Raw genomic sequence first — 14,790 nt, 5'->3', positions numbered from 1 at the left:
ACGGCCCCACTGACGAACCCGCTGACTGACGTGTCAGGAGTTGAACCGGACCTCCGGGTTGGCGGCCGTCGGCCCGTCGAGCAGCGGCTGGTCGATGCCCTTCAGCTGGAGGTCGAAGAACGCCGCGACGTACTGGCGGGTGAGCTCGATGGCGCGCTGGCCGGTCATGGTGGTCGCCGGGGGCTGGGGGACGCCGAGCCCCTTGAGGAAGAGCGGGTAGTCGGTGAAGCTGCCGTGGTCGGTGCCGTCGAAGGTCAGCCACCGCTTCCAGCCGTCGAGCCGGGGCCAGCTGTCGGTCCAACTGCCGTCCTCGGCGCCGGGCAGCGGGTGGCCGATCATCAGGTAGGGCTTGCCGCCGATGCCGGACTCGGGCACCTCGTAGTCCATGGTGCCGTCCAGGTCGACCCCCGCCCGGATCCGGTCGTCGGTCAGCAGCGCCGGAACGCTGGCCGCGCCGCCGGCGGAGTGCCCGGCCATGCCGATCCGGTCGCGGTCGATCATGCGGGCGTACTGCCAGGCCGGGTGGGGGCGGCCGGTCAGCTGGTCGATGACGAAGGAGACGTCCTTCGCCCGGCTCTCGTCCAGGCCCTTCCAGGCCTCGGGGGTCCTGAGTTGTCCGCACTCCGCGCAGGGGAGGGTCTGCCCGTCGGGGAAGGTGGTGCCGGCGTTCTCGTAGGTGTGGTCGACCAGCGCGACCACGTACCCGCGGCTGGTCAGGTCCTCGGCGAGGCTGCTGAGCGAGCTGCGTTGCATGGTGAAGCCGGGGGAGAGGACCACCAGCGGGTAGTGGCCGCCCTGGGGGCGGGCGTCGGTCCTGGACCAGGTCCGGGTGTTGGTCAGCGACTCGGTCGGGATGGTGTTGCCCGGGAGCTTGCTGTCCAGCAGCATCCGGGCGGCCGCGGCGGTCATGTACGGAGCCGGGCTGCCGGTTCCGGCGTGCGCGGGGTAGTACATCGTGACCATCAGCTGACGCGGTCCGGCGGAGGGGACCCACGGGTCCGGACGGTTCCCGTCGACCAGGTGCAGCACCTCCTGCCCGACGGCGTACGGCCCGGTCGGGCGCGGGAGTTCGACGTGGAGGGCGCTCGCAGCGGTCCCGGTGGAGGCACCGGCCGTGGTGGTGGCCGAGGCGGCGGGCGTGGCGGCGGGCGCGGCCAGGGCCGGTGCGGCGGCGGCGACGGACAGGGGCAGGGCGAGCAGCAGCGCTGCCGCGGCGGCGGTGGTGCGAAGTCGGCTCGAGTGTCGGCTCATGTGGGCGACGGTAGGTCGCGGACAGGGGAGTTGACGTCGGCTCAGCGGCGTACTCGTCCCTTCCGGGAGGTACCGGTCTCGGCCCCTAGGGGGTGAGCGGAATCAGTCGATCGCCTCCCTGGGCCGCGAAGTGCACGGCCTGCTGGGAGGAGCCGCACTGCCGGTCGACGGTGATGGCCGGAACAGACCCGGGAACCCGGCCGCCGGCGCCAGACGTAGCGGGAGGGGAGGTGTTCATCACCCACACTCTCCGCGACCTGGTCGACGCAGCCGCCGATCACGCCGTCGACCAGAGCCGGGCCGACTACGGGCAGATCCGGGCGCTCCGGGACCGGATTCCCTCCAGGAACTCCGCCGCCGCACGGGCGTTGAGCACCGGGAGGGTGAGCGGCAGCCCGGCCGAACACGTCCGGATCTCCAACTCACCGAGGCCGGAGGCCCGTGCCGAATGCACCTCCGCCCATCGGTAGGTCTCCGTCGTGCCCGGTGGGTGCGGTGGCCGGTGGACCAGCCCGCCGGCCGTCACCGTCAGCCGCCCTCGGGCGAACCGGACGCTCCCCTCGGTGCGCAGCGCCTCGTGCAGCGCGGCTCGTAGACCGGGGGAGAGACGCTCGTCCACCTCCCGGAACAGCCCCTCCAGCCCGTGCAACTGGGCTAGCACCAGCGGCTCGTCCGCACCGGCGGGCCATATTCGACCCCGCTCGGGCTCACCGCGCCGCCCGCCGGGGGAGTACTCGGTGGCCTCGATCCGCTCCCACGGGAGCAGCTGCTCGCCGCCGTCGGCCCCGACCAGCGCCAGCCCACCCTCATGGACCCGGACGGAGCGCAGCCCGGGGGCGGGCCGCAGCAGCCCGTACCCGCTCACGAGCACCACCGCCACGGCCGCCACCATGGGCGCGGGCCACCATTCGTCGAGCGCCAGACAGACCGCCAGCGCGAGGACCGCCGCGACGGCGTCCAGCCACGTCCGCGCCCGCCACGGGACGGGCCGGAAGCCCCGGTGCACCCGCACCACCAGTCCGAGCGGACCGGCCGGCCCGCGCTGGGACGGGCCACCCTCCACGAGCGACCGCGCCCACGACGGCGACCACACCATCGCCACTTCGGCCTCCTTGTACTCGCCGGTCTCCCCAACCGGAACTGTGGCTGTCGGATCACCAGGATCAACCGGACGCGACCCTCCGGAACAGTGCCAATCGACACCCTTTGGCCCGAAACAACCGCACTGTGTCCGGAGCCGGGGGGTGCCGTTCGGCCCATGAGCGTCAATGGCAGTCAGCAGTCAGCAGTCAGCAGCAGACGGCCGACGGCAGACGGCCGGCAGCCCACAAGAAAGAGTCGACGAGCAGGGGGAGACCCGGCGCACCCGCCCGTCAGCGTCCCGCCGCGCCGAACCCGATCTGCAGCCGCCGCAGCAGCGCCGTGCCCGCCGGATCCACCGACCGCCGGGTGTTGGCCAACACCACCACCCCCACCTGCTGCTCCGGGTCGAACGCGACGAAGGAGCTGAACCCGCCCGTCCCCCCGTTGTGCCACAGCTGCAGGTGCCTGCCCTGCTGGGCGTGCAGTCGGTGGCCGAGCCAGCCGAGGTGCGTCCACGCGAACGGGTTGACCCGGTGCCGGGTCTCCCGGGTGAGCAGGATCGCGGGCGTCAGCGGCGCGTCCGGCTCCCGGTCGGCGGCCAACTGCGCCTGCAGAAAGGTCGCGAGGTCGGCCGCCGTGGAGCGCAGCCCGCCCATGCCCGGGAGCGCCGCGAAGTCCCAGGACGGCACCGGACGCCCGCTCACTGCGTGGCCGCACGCCAGCCGTTCGGACTGCTCGGCGTCCGGCCGCAGGCAGGTGTCCGCCAGCCCGAGCGGGGTGCAGACCTCGCGCGCCACCAGCTCCTCGTATCCGGTGCCGGCCCGGTGGGCGAGCGCCAGTCCGAGCAGCCCGGCGCCGAGGTTGGAGTAGCGGAAGCTGCGCCCGGGGACGGAGTGCAGCCGCGTGCGGGTGAGCCCGGAGAGTATTCGTGCGGAGGTGCAATGCGCGTACGGATCCGGCCTGTTGGGCCGGAGCAGGGCCCGCAGCATCATGCCCCGGGGCAGCCGGGGGAGCCCTGACGTGTGGGTGGCGAGGTGTCGCAGCGTGATCACCTCCCCGCCCCGGGCGGGGATGGTCGCCGGCTCGGGGAGCACCTCCGCGAGCGGCTCGTCGAGGCTCACCGCCTCGTCGAGCGTCAGCCGCGCGAGCACCAGCGAGGTGAACACCTTGCTGACGGAGCCGATGTCGAACAGCGTGTGCGCTCCGGGCACCCCGCCGCCCGGCCCCGTCCGCCCGGCGCCGTGGATCTCCACGGCGCCACCGGCCAGCCCGGCGACCACCGCACCGACGTGCCGGCCCGCGAGCCGGCCGGCGGTCTGTTCCACGAGGCGGGCGAGTTCGTTCATGAGCGTGAGCCTAGGCGCCCGCGACCTGCGAAGTCGTCCGCCTGGAAAATGATGTCGACCGCCCCGGATGCTCCCCGGGGTGTACGCCCCGATTCGTCCGGCTGCGTTGCCCCACCACCCCCACCACCCCACCACCCCCACTACCCCACCGCCCCCGCGCCGCTACAGCCCCACCGCCCCACCACCCCCGCGCCGCTACAGCCCCGTAGCCCCGCTACAGCTCCGCGAGCGCCGCCCGCAGCCGCGCCGCGACCTCCACCGCCCCCGCCTCGTCCGGGTACTTCCCCCGCGGCCAGAAGAACCCGCGCAGCCCGTCCTTCGGATTCCGCGGCACCACGTGGACGTGCAGGTGCGGCACCGACTGGCTGATCCGGTTGTTCGCCGCCACGAAGCTGCCCGCCGCGCCCAGTCCCCGCTCGACCGCCGCCGCCACCCGCTGCACCCGCAGGAAGAACGGCCCGACCTCCTCGGCCGGCAGGTCCGCCAGGGTCCGGTGGTGGGCGCGCGGTACGACCAGCACGTGGCCGGGGAACAGTGGTCGGCGGTCCAGGAAGGCCACCGCCGTCCCGTCGTCGAGCACCCGGTGTGCGGGCTCCTCGCCCGCCACCACTGCACAGAACACGCAGTCCATCCGTCCATTCAAACCACCGGCGGCGTCCTCGGCACCCCCGCCGACCCGGCCCCGCCGGGCTTCACCCGTCCGGCGGCCGACCGGAGGCGCCCGCCCCCGCACCGGGCGCACGGTGCTGCGAGGGGGCAGGGGGACGGCCCGACGCGGCGCACCCGCGCCGCACGAGGAGGTGGCCCGGATGCCGGGCAGGTCCGAGGTCTACCAGGACGCCGGCGGCAAGTACCGGTTCCGGCTCAAGGCGGGCAACGGCGAGATCGTCGCCACCGGCCAGGGCTACGTCAGCAAGGACGCCGCCCACAAGGGCGTCGAGGCCGTCCACCGGGCGGCCGACGGCGCACCCGTGGTGGACGTCCCGAAAGCCGCCTGACCCGGCCGGGACGCGCCGCCGCCCCGCCGCCGGCCCACCCGGACCGACGGCGGGGCGCACCGGCCGCAGCACCAGCCGCCAACGCGGGCCCGCCCCGCGCCTACTCGTACCGGTACAGCAGCGCCTCCCGCTCCGTCTGCTCGATCATCTCGACGGTCAGCGAGTCGTCCCGCAGGTGCGACAGCGTGACCTCCGCCGACGTCGGCTGGGCGTCCTTGGCCAGCCAGTTCTCCGGCTTCCAGGCCGAGCCGCGCAGGAGCGCCTTCGGGCAGTGTGCGTACACCTCCTCCACGGCCACCACGATCGCGCTGCGCGGCGGCTTGCCGACGGCCGTCAGCTGCCGCAGCAGCTCCGGGTCGGTGGAGACGCAGGCCCGCCCGTTGACCCGCAGCGTGGTGTCCCGGCCCGGGACGACGAAGAGCAGCCCGACCCGGCCGTTCTCCAGGACGTTGTGCAGGGTGTCCAGTCGCTTGTTGCCGGTGGCGTCCGGAATGGCCAAGGTGTACTCGTCCAGCACCGAGACCAGCCCGGGCGGCCCGCCGCGCGGGAGACGTCGCAGCGGCCGGCGGCGTCGGAGCTGGCGACGAACACCAGCGAGGCGCAGGCGATCAGCCGCTGGGCGACCTCGTGCAGGTGGTCGACCTGCTTGCGGCGCGCGTGGTCACCGGGCTGCTCGTAGACCTCGCGCAGGTGGGCCGCGTCGGTGAGGGCCGTCGCGCTGAGGGCGGCGAACAGGCTGTTCGGGGCGTCCGGAGCGGGGGTTGACGGTGCGGTGGCTTCCGGTATGAGGGTCATGCCGGGAATCTAGCGGAGGCCCCTCGTCGCCCCAGCCGTACCGGTTTCCCCAACTCTCTGTGAAAAGTCGCCGCACCCGTCCCCACCAGGGGTTTTCCGCTCATAATGGGGCCAAGGGGTCCAAGTCAGCCGGAGGCGGTGGTGGCCGTGATCGTCAGAATCTGGGCCGGGCAGGTTACGGCCGATCGCATCGAGGAGTTCTGCGAGCACCTGCTCAGCCAGGTGCTCCCGCAGCTGGGGCGGACGGACGGCTGCCTCGGCGGTGAACTGTTGCGCCCGGTGACCGAGGGCGGGCACCGGGTACTCGTGCTGAGCCGCTGGCGCGACGAGGAGGCCCTGCGCGGGTACGCCGGGCCGATGTGGCGGATCCGGCCGGTCTGGTCGGAGGGCGAGCTGCGCTACCTGATGCACCCCCCGGAGGTCACCCACTTCACATCGATCGCCGCACCCGCCGTCCTCTGAGCCCGGCCGCCACCTACCGGGCCGGCCGGGCCCAGAGCCCTTCGCCGGCGGCCGTCAGATCGCCAACGGCACCGAGTGGATCTCGTCCGCCGGGTGCCCGGTCCGGTCGTGGACGCGCTGCACCGCTTCCCTGGACGGCGCTTCGGACAGGCAGTACACCGTGCCCGACTCCGGGTCCGCCCAGGCCTGCTCGAAGTGCACGCCCTCCTCGCCCTCGACCGCCAGGTCGGCCGAGTGGGCCGCCTTGAGCTGCTCCGCCGTGATCCCGATCATCCCGTGATGGACGTCCATGAACTTCATCGTCGTCGCCTCCGAACCGTACGGATCGAACCGTAAGGAGTTCGAACCGTACGGACTCCCGATCCCGCGGGCCCTTTCGGCCCTACCCCCAGCCTCACCCTCCGCGCACGGCACCGCCACCGCCGTCGGCACCACCCCGTCGCGCATTCCCCACGAGGCCGTGAAACAGGCCACAGCGGAACACCCTCCCTGGGCTTGCGTCCCGCGTGGCACAATGACGTCAACAGCAGTGACGTTCAGCGCACTCCGGGGTCGGTGAAAATCCGAACCGGCGGTTACAGTCCGCGACCCGTCCGCAGCCAGCGGCCGGTTGACCAGGTGAAATTCCTGGACCGACGGTTAAAGTCCGGATGGGAGGCGTGCGCGGGCGGACGAAGAGCAGTACCCGTGGTCCATCACAAACCGGACCGGACCACGGTCAGGTGAACGGCGGGAGCAGTGGCTCCCGGGTCGGGCGAGCGATCTCCCGGCGGCTCCGGCACCCCGGCGACGGGTCGTGTCGACGGCTCCGCGCACCGTTGCCCGTCCGTGTCATCTCCCTCATGCCGCCCCGGAGTCCGCGCCCCAAGCGCGAGGAGACCCGGGTGTTCACCGGCATCATCGAAGAGCTCGGCGAGGTCGTGTCGATCGAGGAGATCGGCGACTCCTCGCGAATCCGCCTGCGCGGTCCGGTGGTTCGGGACGGTGCGCGCCACGGGGACTCCATCGCGGTCAACGGTGTCTGTCTGACGGTCGTCGACAGTGCCGAGCGCCTGGCCGCCGAGCCCGGTGAGTTCAGTGCCGACGTGATGGCGGAGACGCTGCACCGGTCCAGCCTGGGCGAGTTGGAGCCCGGCTCCCCGGTCAACCTGGAGCGCGCGATGGCGCTCGGCGCTCGGCTCGGCGGTCACCTGGTCCAGGGCCATGTCGATGCCACCGGGCGGCTGTTGAGCCGTGAGCCCGGCGAGCGCGACGCGGACGGCAACCTGCGCTGGGAGGTGCTGCGCTTCTCGCTGCCGGAGTCCATCTCCCGCTACCTGGTGGAGAAGGGCTCGATCACGGTCGACGGCGTCAGCCTCACCGTGGTGGAGGCCGCCCGCGACAGCTTCACCGTCAGCCTCATCCCGGCCACCCTCGCGCTGACCACGCTCGGCGCCAAGGCCATCGGCGGCAGCGTCAACCTGGAGGTGGACGTCCTCGCCAAGTACGTGGAGCGGCTGCTCGAATCGCGCACCCTGCCCACCCTGCCCAACCCGGCGACCGACCTGCTCAACCCGGCGACCGAGCCGTCAGCCCCGGCCGCCGATCACACCACGGGGGAGAACAAGTGAGCTGGCTCAGTGGAGAGGCGTTCACCGTCCTCGGTGAACACGTGAAGTGGGCCGACATGATCGGCAACCTGTTCGGCTTCGGCGGCCTGGCGCTCGGCTGGCGCCGCTCGGTGTGGAGCTGGCCGGTCCAACTCCTGTCCGGCGTCGTGCTGATCGCCGCCTACCTCGGGGGTCACGTCCCCGGCCTGATCGGCAAGCAGCTGATCGTCATCGTCACCGCCGCCTGGGGCTGGGCTCAGTGGCGGCGCGGGCGCCGGGACACCGGCACGATCGCGGTGCGGTTCGCGAGTTGGCCCGAGCGGGCCGCGCTGGTGGCCGGTACGGCCGTCGGCACCGTCGCGCTGGCGCTGCTGTTCACCGCCTACCCCAGCCTGTCCTGGAGCCCGTGGTCGGACGCCTACATCTTCGTCGGCACGCTCGCCGCGATGGTCGCCCAGGCGCGCGGCTGGCTGGAGTTCTGGTTCGCCTGGATCGCGGTCGACGCGGTCGGCGTCCCGCTCGCGTTCAACAGCGGCTACACCTTCTCCGGTCTCACCTACTCCGTCTACTTCGTCCTGGTGCTGCTCGGCCTGCGTTCCTGGTGGCTGAGCACCCGTGAGCCGCGAGTCACGTCCTCCAACGTCCCGCAGGGAGCCACGGCATGACCGAGAACCAGACCCCGGACAGCGGCACCGCCCACGACGCCGGCGCCGACGGCGAGTTCGTCCTCGACCCGGTCGAGCGGGCGATCGCCGACATCGCGGTCGGCCGCGCGGTGATCGTGGTCGACGACGAGGACCGCGAGAACGAGGGCGACCTCGTCTTCGCCGCCTCCGCCGCGACGCCCGAGCTGATGGCCTTCACCATCCGCTACAGCTCCGGCGTGATCTGCGCTCCGATGACCGGCGAGGAGCTGGACCGCCTCAAGCTCCCGCCGATGACCCAGGTCAACGAGGACCGCAAGGGCACCGCGTACACCGTCTCGGTGGACGCCCGCGAGGGGGTGGACACCGGCATCTCCGCCGCCGACCGCGCCCGGACGGTCCGGCTGCTCTCCTCCACCGGCACCGAGCCCGGCGACCTCACCCGCCCCGGGCACGTCTTCCCGCTGCGCGCCGTCGAGGGCGGCGTGCTGGTCCGCCCCGGGCACACCGAGGCCGCCGTCGACCTGGCCCGGCTCGCCGGGCTGACGCCGGCCGGCGCGATCGCCGAGGTGGTCAACGACGACGGCACCATGGCCCGGCTGCCCGAGCTGATGGCCTTCGCCCGTGAGCACGGCCTGGCGATCATCTCCATCGAGGACCTGATCGCCTACCGCCGCCGGACCGAGCTGCACGTGGACCGGGCCGCCACCACCGCCCTGCCCACCGTGCACGGCGAGTTCACCGCGGTCGGCTACCAGGGCACCATCGACGGCATCGAGCACATCGCGCTGGTGGCCGGCGGCCTCGGCACGGACGGACGGCTGCCGGACGGCGAGGACGTGCTGGTGCGGGTCCACTCCGAGTGCCTGACCGGCGACGTCCTCGGTTCGCTGCGCTGCGACTGCGGCCCGCAGTTGGAGGCCTCGCTGAAGCGGGTCGCCGAGGCCGGCCGCGGCGTGGTGCTCTACCTGCGCGGCCACGAGGGCCGGGGGATCGGTCTGGCCCACAAGCTGCGCGCGTACGAGCTGCAGGAGCAGGGCCGCGACACCGTCGACGCCAACCTGGACCTCGGCCTGCCCGCCGACGCCCGCGACTACAGCATCGCGGCGCAGATGCTGGTGGACCTCGGGGTCCGCTCGCTCACCCTGCTGACCAACAACCCGCAGAAGCTGACCGCGCTCACCGACCACGGCCTCAAGGTCAAGGGGCGCGAGGCGGTCGAGATCGTGCCCGGCGAGCACAACCTGCGCTACCTGCGCACCAAGCGCGACCGGATGGGCCACGACCTGCCCGGCCTCGGCTCCTGACGCGACACAAGCACCCGGACCCGCACCGGGCCGAGCACCCGAACCCGCGCCGCACCGAGCACCCGGACCCGCACCGGGCCGAGCACCCGAACCCGCACCGAGCAAGGACAGGAAGTAGAGACATGAGCGGCCACGGAGCCCCCGAGCTGACCATCGACGGTGCCGCCGACCTCAAGGTCGCGGTCATCGCCGCCCAGTGGCACGACCAGGTCATGAACGGCCTGCTGGACGGCGCCCACCGCGCGCTCAAGGAACTGGGCGTCGCCGAGCCGACCGTCCTGCGCGTCCCCGGCACCTTCGAGCTGCCGGTCGCCGCCAAGCGTCTCGCCGAGCGCGGCTACGACGCCGTCGTCGCCCTCGGCGTGGTGATCCGCGGCGGCACCCCGCACTTCGACTACGTCTGCCAGGCGGCCACCGCCGGCCTCACCCAGGTCAGCGTGGACACCGGCGTCCCGGTCGGCTTTGGCGTGCTGACCTGCGACAACGAGCAGCAGGCGCTGGACCGGGCCGGACTGCCGGGCTCGGCCGAGGACAAGGGCCACGAGGCCGTCACCGCCGCCGTGGCCACCGCGGTGACGCTGCGCGCCGCGCTCTGACGAGAAGCCGTACGGTCCCGGACCGTGGACGTCCACCCGACCGTCCACGGTCCGGGACCGTTTACCGTCCGTCCGCCCGCACGCCGTATGGTGAGTCCCATCATGGCTTCGAAGACATTCGAGGAGCTCTTCGCCGAGCTCCAGCAGAAGGCCGCCACCGGCGACCCCTCGTCCTCCCGTACCGCGCAGCTCGTCCAGCAGGGCGTCCATGCGATCGGCAAGAAGGTCGTCGAGGAGGCCGCCGAGGTCTGGATGGCCGCCGAGTTCCAGTCCGACGATCAGACCGCGGAGGAGATCTCGCAGCTCCTCTACCACGTTCAGGTGATGATGATCGCCCGTGGGCTGACGCTCGACGACGTCTACAAGTACCTCTAGAAACCCGTGCTCCACCAGGGGCACGTCACCCCGCTCCCGCAGGTCCGACAGGTAAGGAAGCAACCTCCCATGCTGCGCATCGCCGTCCCCAACAAGGGTTCGCTCTCGGGTCCCGCGGCGGAGATGCTCCATGAGGCCGGCTACCGCCAGCGCAAGGACCCCAAGGAGCTCGTGCTCGTCGACCCCAACAACGAGGTCGAGTTCTTCTTCCTCCGCCCGCGCGACATCGCCGTCTACGTCGGCTCCGGCCGCCTCGACGTCGGCATCACCGGCCGCGACCTGCTGCTGGACTCGCACTCCAACGCGGAGGAGGTGCTGGCCCTCGGCTTCGCCGGGTCGACCTTCCGCTTCGCCCGCCCGGAGGGCCTTGACGTCAAGGACGTCCAGGGCCTGGAGGGTCTGCGGATCGCGACCTCCTACACCGGCCTGGTCGAGCAGCACCTGGCCGACCACGGCGTGACGGCGACGGTCACCAAGCTGGACGGCGCGGTCGAGACCGCGGTGCAGCTCGGCGTCGCCGACGTGATCGCCGACGTGGTGGAGACCGGCACCAGCCTGCGCAACGCGGGCCTGGAGGTCTTCGGCGAGCCGATCCTGGTCTCGGACTCCGTGGTGATCCGCCCCAAGGGCGCGGGCGAGGACACCCGGGTCGAGCAGTTCCTGCGCCGCCTGCAGGGCGTACTGGTGGCCCGTCGCTACGTGCTGATGGACTACGACATCCGCGCCGAGAAGGTCGGCGCCGCCGTGGCGCTCACCCCCGGCCTGGAGTCGCCGACCGTCTCCCCGCTGCACACCGAGGGCTGGGTGGCCGTCCGGTCGATGGTGCTCCGCAAGGAGGCCCAGCAGATCATGGACGACCTGTGGGGCATCGGCGCCCGGGCGATCCTGGTCACCAACATCCACGCCTGCCGCCTCTGACCTGCTCGGACGTCCGCGCCCTGTCCGTACCTGCGCGACCTGCTCGCACGTCCGAGAGTAAAGAACGGTTCAATAGGGCGGGGACGCCGGTCGGCGTCCCCGCCCTCGTGCTGTCGCAACCCAGAACCACCGGAGACCCCACGTGACCACGCCGCCCGTCGAGTTCCCCGTCACCTGGGCGCCCCGCCGCACCCGCGCGGTGCTGCTGCCGGTCTGCGCCATGCTCGTGGTGCTGTTCGTGGTGCTGGCCATGCTGCTGCCGGCGAACTGGCAGCTCAACGACCGGATCGCGATGATCGCCAGCGGCGTGCTGTTCGCCGGCGTGGGCCTGATGCTGGCCCGTCCCCGGGTGAGCGCGGACGCGCAGGGCGTGACGGTGGTCAACTTCGTCCGCAGCCGCCGGCTGTCCTGGGCCGAGATCGTCCGGGTCAACTTCCGCCAGGGCGACCCGTGGGCCACCCTCGACCTCGCCGACGGCACCTCGCTCGCCGCGGTCGGCATCCAGTCCGGGGTGGGTAAGGCCCAGGCGATCGCCGACGCCCGCGCGCTGCGCGACCTGGTCGAGCACCACGCCCAGGTCTGAGGGCGGCACCGGACGGCACGGACGCCCGGCCTGACAGCACGGGCGCCCCGGCCTGCGGTTCCGCCGTGGTTCCGCCGCAGTTTCCCCTGCGGTTCCGCCGTGGTTCCCGGGCTCGCTGGGGGATGCGCCGGGGCCCGCCGGGGGCCCGAACACGCTTCCTGGCGGCGCGCCGGTATGGTCTACGCTGGTAAAAGCGGGGCAAAACTTCGGCCCCGCCCAGAACGACCTGCACCGAAACGACCTGAGGAGTGACACTCCCCCTCGATGGACGATCCGTCCGGTAGTACCTGCGCCGCCTCGCTTCCGATCCCCGGAAGGCAGGCGGCACTGTGATCACCGCCTGGCTGCTGTTGTTCGCAGCCCTGCTCCTGATCCTCGCCAACGGCCTCTTCGTGGCCGCCGAGTTCGCCTTCGTGACCGCCGACCGGGGCGCGGTGCAGCGTTCCGCCGAGGCCGGCGACGCCAAGTCCCGCCGGGTCTCCCGGGCCCTGCGGCACCTCTCCTTCGAGCTCTCCGGAGCCCAGCTGGGCATCACCGTCACCTCGCTGGTGGTCGGCATGCTCGCCGAGCCGGCCCTGTCGACCCTGCTCCAGCCCGTGATGTCGGGCATCGGGGTGCCCGACTCGGCCACCCGCGGCGTCGCCGTGGTGGTCGGCATGGTGCTGGCCACCGTCGTCCAGATGGTGATCGGCGAGCTGGTCCCGAAGAACTGGGCGATCTCCCGCCCGCTCCAGGTGGCCCGCGCCGTCGCAGCCCCGCACATGGCCTTCTCCTTCGTCTGCCGCCCGCTGATCAGCTTCCTGAACGGCGCCGCCGACCGTACGGTCCGGGCCTTCGGCATCGAGCCGCAGGAGGAGCTGGAGCACGCCCGCACCCCGGCCGAGCTGGTCTCGCTGGCCCGGCACTCGGCCAAGGCCGGCGCGATAGACGAGGAGTCGGCGACCCTGTTCGTGCGCACCCTCGGCCTGGGCGACCTCACCGCCGAGTCGGTGATGACCCCGCGGATCGACGTCGCCGCCCTCCAGCGCGACGCCACCGCCTCGGACGTCATCAACCTGACCCGGGCCACCGGCCTGTCCCGCTTCCCGGTCTACACCGACACCGTGGACGAGATCACCGGCATCGTGACGCTCAAGGACGCCCTCGCCGTCCCGGCCGCCCGGCGCGGCCTGGTCCGGGTCGCCGAGCTGGCCTCGCCGCCGCTGCTGGTGCCCGAGACCCTGCCCGCCGAGCGGCTGCTCGACCAGCTGCGCCGCCTCCAGCCGATGGCCATCGTGGTCGACGAGTACGGCGGCACCGCCGGCGTCGTCACCGTCGAGGACATCGTCGAGGAGATCGTCGGCGAGGTGCAGGACGAGCACGACCCGGCCGACCACCCCGACCTGCTCCCGCTGCCGGCCGTCGACGGCCGGCCCGTCTGGGAGGCCGACGGCCGTGCCCGGCTCGACCAGCTGGGAGCGATCGGCCTGCACGCCCCGGACGGCCCGTACGAGACCCTGGCCGGCCTGGTCTCCGACCTGCTCGGCAAGCTCCCCGAGGTCGGTGAGCAGGCCGAACTGCCCGGCTGGCGGCTCACCGTGACCGGCGTCGACCGGCACCGCACCAGCCAGGTCCGGGTGGAGCGCACCAGCGCGCCCGGGCTGTTCGGCGAGGGCGGGGAGGGCGTCCGATGACCGTGCTCCAACTCGCCGTCGCCGTGCTGCTGCTGCTCGGCAACGCCTTCTTCGTCGGCGCCGAGTTCGCCGTCGTCTCGGTGCGCCGCAGCCAGATCGAGCCGCTCGCCGAGGCCGGGCACAAGCGTGCCCGCACCGTGCTGCACGCGCTGTCCAATGTCTCCGCGATGCTGGCCGCCGCCCAACTCGGCATCACCGTCTGCTCGTTGGGTCTCGGCGCGCTCGCCGAGCCGACCATCGCCTCCCTCCTGGAGGGCCCGTTCCACGCGATCGGTGTCCCGTCCGGCCTGATGCACCCGCTCTCCTACGGGATCTCGCTCGCCGTGGTGGTCTTCCTCCACATGGTCTTTGGCGAGATGGTGCCGAAGAACATGGCCATGGCCGGCCCGGAGCGGGCCGCGCTCTGGCTCGGCCCGCCGCTGGACCGGCTGGCCCGCTGGCTCGCCCCGGTGATCCGGATGTTCAACGCGCTCGCCAACGGCGTGCTGCGGCTGTTCCGGGTCGAGGCCAAGGACGAGGTCGAGTCGGTCTTCACCACCGAGCAGCTGATGTACCTGCTGGTCGACTCCCGGGACGCCGGCCTGCTCGACGAGGACCGCCAGGAGCGCTTGGAGGACGCCCTGGAGCTGGGCCGCCGCCCGGTCACCGACGTGCTGCTGCCGGCCGAGCAACTGGTCACCGTGGACCCGAAGGCGACCGCCGCCGAGGTCGAGGAACTCGCCCTGCGCACCGGCTTCTCGCGCTTCCCGGTCTCCGACGGCGACCCGGCCGGCCACGGCTACCTGGGCTACCTCCACCTCAAGGACATCCTCGACGTGGAGGACCCGTCGGCGCCCGTCCCGGCCCGGCTGTGGCGGCCGATCACGGTGCTGCGCGGCAGCCTCCCGCTGGACGACGCCCTCGGCGCGATGCGCCGGGCCACCTGCCACCTGGCCGCCGTGCTGGACCAGGACGGCCGCACGGCCGGCGTGGTCATGCTGGAGGACGTGCTGGAGGAACTGGTCGGCGAGATGCACGACCCGGACCACCGCACCAGCGTCTGACCGCACCGCCGCCCGCCGCCGCCCCGCGGGCCCGCCGCCCGCCGCCGCCCCGCCGCTCTCCCGCGTTCCGTCGGCTGACACCCGCGTTCGCTCACGGCGTGTCCGCTCCCGGCGATTCCGCCCAGAG

The 14,790-nt window shown here is 72.7% G+C and carries 16 protein-coding genes, 1 pseudogene and 1 riboswitch; of the genes and pseudogenes, 11 read left to right on the top strand and 6 right to left on the bottom strand.

Annotation, left to right across the window (positions count from 1 at the left end; genetic code table 11):
- Positions 1–33: 33 nt before the first annotated feature.
- The 4 genes from ACZ3YL_RS30080 to ACZ3YL_RS30065 form a co-directional block, all read right to left on the bottom strand.
- Positions 34–1,251, bottom strand: coding sequence for an alpha/beta hydrolase family protein (locus ACZ3YL_RS30080; protein WP_465660462.1), 1,218 nt, complete (start codon positions 1,249–1,251; stop codon positions 34–36).
- A gap of 304 nt (positions 1,252–1,555) precedes the next feature.
- Positions 1,556–2,353, bottom strand: a complete 798-nt coding sequence (locus tag ACZ3YL_RS30075; protein WP_465660461.1) for a hypothetical protein — start codon at positions 2,351–2,353, stop codon at positions 1,556–1,558.
- Between the two features lie 271 nt (positions 2,354–2,624).
- Positions 2,625–3,680, bottom strand: coding sequence for a serine hydrolase domain-containing protein (locus tag ACZ3YL_RS30070; protein ID WP_188302739.1), 1,056 nt, complete (start codon positions 3,678–3,680; stop codon positions 2,625–2,627).
- A 214-nt stretch (positions 3,681–3,894) separates the two neighbouring features.
- On the bottom strand, positions 3,895–4,311 hold the full coding sequence (locus ACZ3YL_RS30065; RefSeq protein ID WP_465660460.1) for an HIT family protein: 417 nt from the start codon (positions 4,309–4,311) through the stop codon (positions 3,895–3,897).
- A 178-nt stretch (positions 4,312–4,489) separates the two neighbouring features.
- Here ACZ3YL_RS30065 and ACZ3YL_RS30060 point away from each other — a divergent pair, with 178 nt between their 5' ends.
- The gene (locus ACZ3YL_RS30060; RefSeq protein ID WP_465660459.1) at positions 4,490–4,678 is read left to right on the top strand and encodes a YegP family protein; all 189 of its coding nucleotides are present in this window, start codon (positions 4,490–4,492) and stop codon (positions 4,676–4,678) included.
- Between the two features lie 100 nt (positions 4,679–4,778).
- On the opposite strand, the pseudogene ACZ3YL_RS30055 reads toward ACZ3YL_RS30060, so the two are convergent.
- A pseudogene (locus ACZ3YL_RS30055) lies at positions 4,779–5,473 on the bottom strand (MSMEG_1061 family FMN-dependent PPOX-type flavoprotein).
- Between the two features lie 147 nt (positions 5,474–5,620).
- Here ACZ3YL_RS30055 and ACZ3YL_RS30050 point away from each other — a divergent pair.
- A complete protein-coding gene (locus tag ACZ3YL_RS30050) occupies positions 5,621–5,935 on the top strand; it encodes an antibiotic biosynthesis monooxygenase family protein (protein ID WP_188302743.1) in 315 nt (104 codons plus the stop codon).
- 54 nt (positions 5,936–5,989) lie between these two features.
- On the opposite strand, the gene ACZ3YL_RS30045 is transcribed toward ACZ3YL_RS30050, so the two are convergent.
- Positions 5,990–6,235, bottom strand: coding sequence for an SCO4226 family nickel-binding protein (locus ACZ3YL_RS30045; protein ID WP_188302744.1), 246 nt, complete (start codon positions 6,233–6,235; stop codon positions 5,990–5,992).
- Positions 6,236–6,473: 238 nt separating this feature from the next.
- Positions 6,474–6,601, top strand: a riboswitch (FMN riboswitch).
- A gap of 218 nt (positions 6,602–6,819) precedes the next feature.
- On the opposite strand from ACZ3YL_RS30045, the gene ACZ3YL_RS30040 reads away from it, so the two are divergent.
- The 9 genes from ACZ3YL_RS30040 (at position 6,820) to ACZ3YL_RS30000 (ending at position 14,663) form a co-directional block, all read left to right on the top strand.
- The gene (locus tag ACZ3YL_RS30040) at positions 6,820–7,545 is read left to right on the top strand and encodes a riboflavin synthase (RefSeq protein WP_188302755.1); all 726 of its coding nucleotides are present in this window, start codon (positions 6,820–6,822) and stop codon (positions 7,543–7,545) included.
- Positions 7,542–8,189, top strand: coding sequence for a nicotinamide mononucleotide transporter family protein (locus ACZ3YL_RS30035; RefSeq protein WP_317620894.1), 648 nt, complete (start codon positions 7,542–7,544; stop codon positions 8,187–8,189). Before ACZ3YL_RS30040 ends, ACZ3YL_RS30035 begins: the two co-directional genes overlap by 4 nt.
- Entirely contained in the window at positions 8,186–9,475 is a 1,290-nt protein-coding gene (locus ACZ3YL_RS30030; protein ID WP_465660458.1) for a bifunctional 3,4-dihydroxy-2-butanone-4-phosphate synthase/GTP cyclohydrolase II, read from the top strand. Before ACZ3YL_RS30035 ends, ACZ3YL_RS30030 begins: the two co-directional genes overlap by 4 nt.
- Positions 9,476–9,597: 122 nt before the next feature.
- On the top strand, positions 9,598–10,071 hold the full coding sequence (gene ribH / locus ACZ3YL_RS30025) for a 6,7-dimethyl-8-ribityllumazine synthase (RefSeq protein WP_188302747.1): 474 nt from the start codon (positions 9,598–9,600) through the stop codon (positions 10,069–10,071).
- Positions 10,072–10,173: 102 nt separating this feature from the next.
- Entirely contained in the window at positions 10,174–10,446 is a 273-nt protein-coding gene (locus tag ACZ3YL_RS30020) for a phosphoribosyl-ATP diphosphatase (protein WP_188302748.1), read from the top strand.
- A 69-nt stretch (positions 10,447–10,515) separates the two neighbouring features.
- On the top strand, positions 10,516–11,364 hold the full coding sequence (gene hisG, locus ACZ3YL_RS30015; RefSeq protein WP_188302749.1) for an ATP phosphoribosyltransferase: 849 nt from the start codon (positions 10,516–10,518) through the stop codon (positions 11,362–11,364).
- Positions 11,365–11,506: 142 nt separating this feature from the next.
- Positions 11,507–11,947, top strand: coding sequence for a PH domain-containing protein (locus ACZ3YL_RS30010; RefSeq protein WP_317620895.1), 441 nt, complete (start codon positions 11,507–11,509; stop codon positions 11,945–11,947).
- Between the two features lie 329 nt (positions 11,948–12,276).
- Positions 12,277–13,620: a hemolysin family protein gene (locus ACZ3YL_RS30005; protein ID WP_465660457.1), complete on the top strand. Its 1,344-nt coding sequence runs from the start codon at positions 12,277–12,279 to the stop codon at positions 13,618–13,620.
- Complete coding sequence (locus ACZ3YL_RS30000; RefSeq protein WP_188302751.1) at positions 13,617–14,663, top strand: hemolysin family protein; 1,047 nt, start codon at positions 13,617–13,619, stop codon at positions 14,661–14,663. Before ACZ3YL_RS30005 ends, ACZ3YL_RS30000 begins: the two co-directional genes overlap by 4 nt.
- The last annotated feature ends 127 nt before the right edge of the window (positions 14,664–14,790 follow it).

The sequence above is a fragment of the Kitasatospora sp. NPDC023176 genome, from assembly GCF_055560495.1.
Note: the sequence above shows the minus strand (reverse complement) of the source record. Positions and strands in the feature narration are given on the sequence as shown.

Excerpts from the sequence above, each read along its gene's own strand:
- ribH (WP_188302747.1), top strand. The coding sequence starts at position 9,598 with ATGAGCGGCCACGGAGCCCCCGAGCTGACCATCGACGGTGCCGCCGAC.
- ACZ3YL_RS30080 (WP_465660462.1), bottom strand. The coding sequence starts at position 1,251 with ATGAGCCGACACTCGAGCCGACTTCGCACCACCGCCGCCGCGGCAGCG.
- ACZ3YL_RS30060 (WP_465660459.1), top strand. The coding sequence starts at position 4,490 with ATGCCGGGCAGGTCCGAGGTCTACCAGGACGCCGGCGGCAAGTACCGG.
- ACZ3YL_RS30045 (WP_188302744.1), bottom strand. The coding sequence starts at position 6,235 with ATGAAGTTCATGGACGTCCATCACGGGATGATCGGGATCACGGCGGAG.
- ACZ3YL_RS30065 (WP_465660460.1), bottom strand. The coding sequence starts at position 4,311 with ATGGACTGCGTGTTCTGTGCAGTGGTGGCGGGCGAGGAGCCCGCACAC.
- ACZ3YL_RS30000 (WP_188302751.1), top strand. The coding sequence starts at position 13,617 with ATGACCGTGCTCCAACTCGCCGTCGCCGTGCTGCTGCTGCTCGGCAAC.
- ACZ3YL_RS30070 (WP_188302739.1), bottom strand. The coding sequence starts at position 3,680 with ATGAACGAACTCGCCCGCCTCGTGGAACAGACCGCCGGCCGGCTCGCG.
- hisG (WP_188302749.1), top strand. The coding sequence starts at position 10,516 with ATGCTGCGCATCGCCGTCCCCAACAAGGGTTCGCTCTCGGGTCCCGCG.
- ACZ3YL_RS30020 (WP_188302748.1), top strand. The coding sequence starts at position 10,174 with ATGGCTTCGAAGACATTCGAGGAGCTCTTCGCCGAGCTCCAGCAGAAG.
- ACZ3YL_RS30030 (WP_465660458.1), top strand. The coding sequence starts at position 8,186 with ATGACCGAGAACCAGACCCCGGACAGCGGCACCGCCCACGACGCCGGC.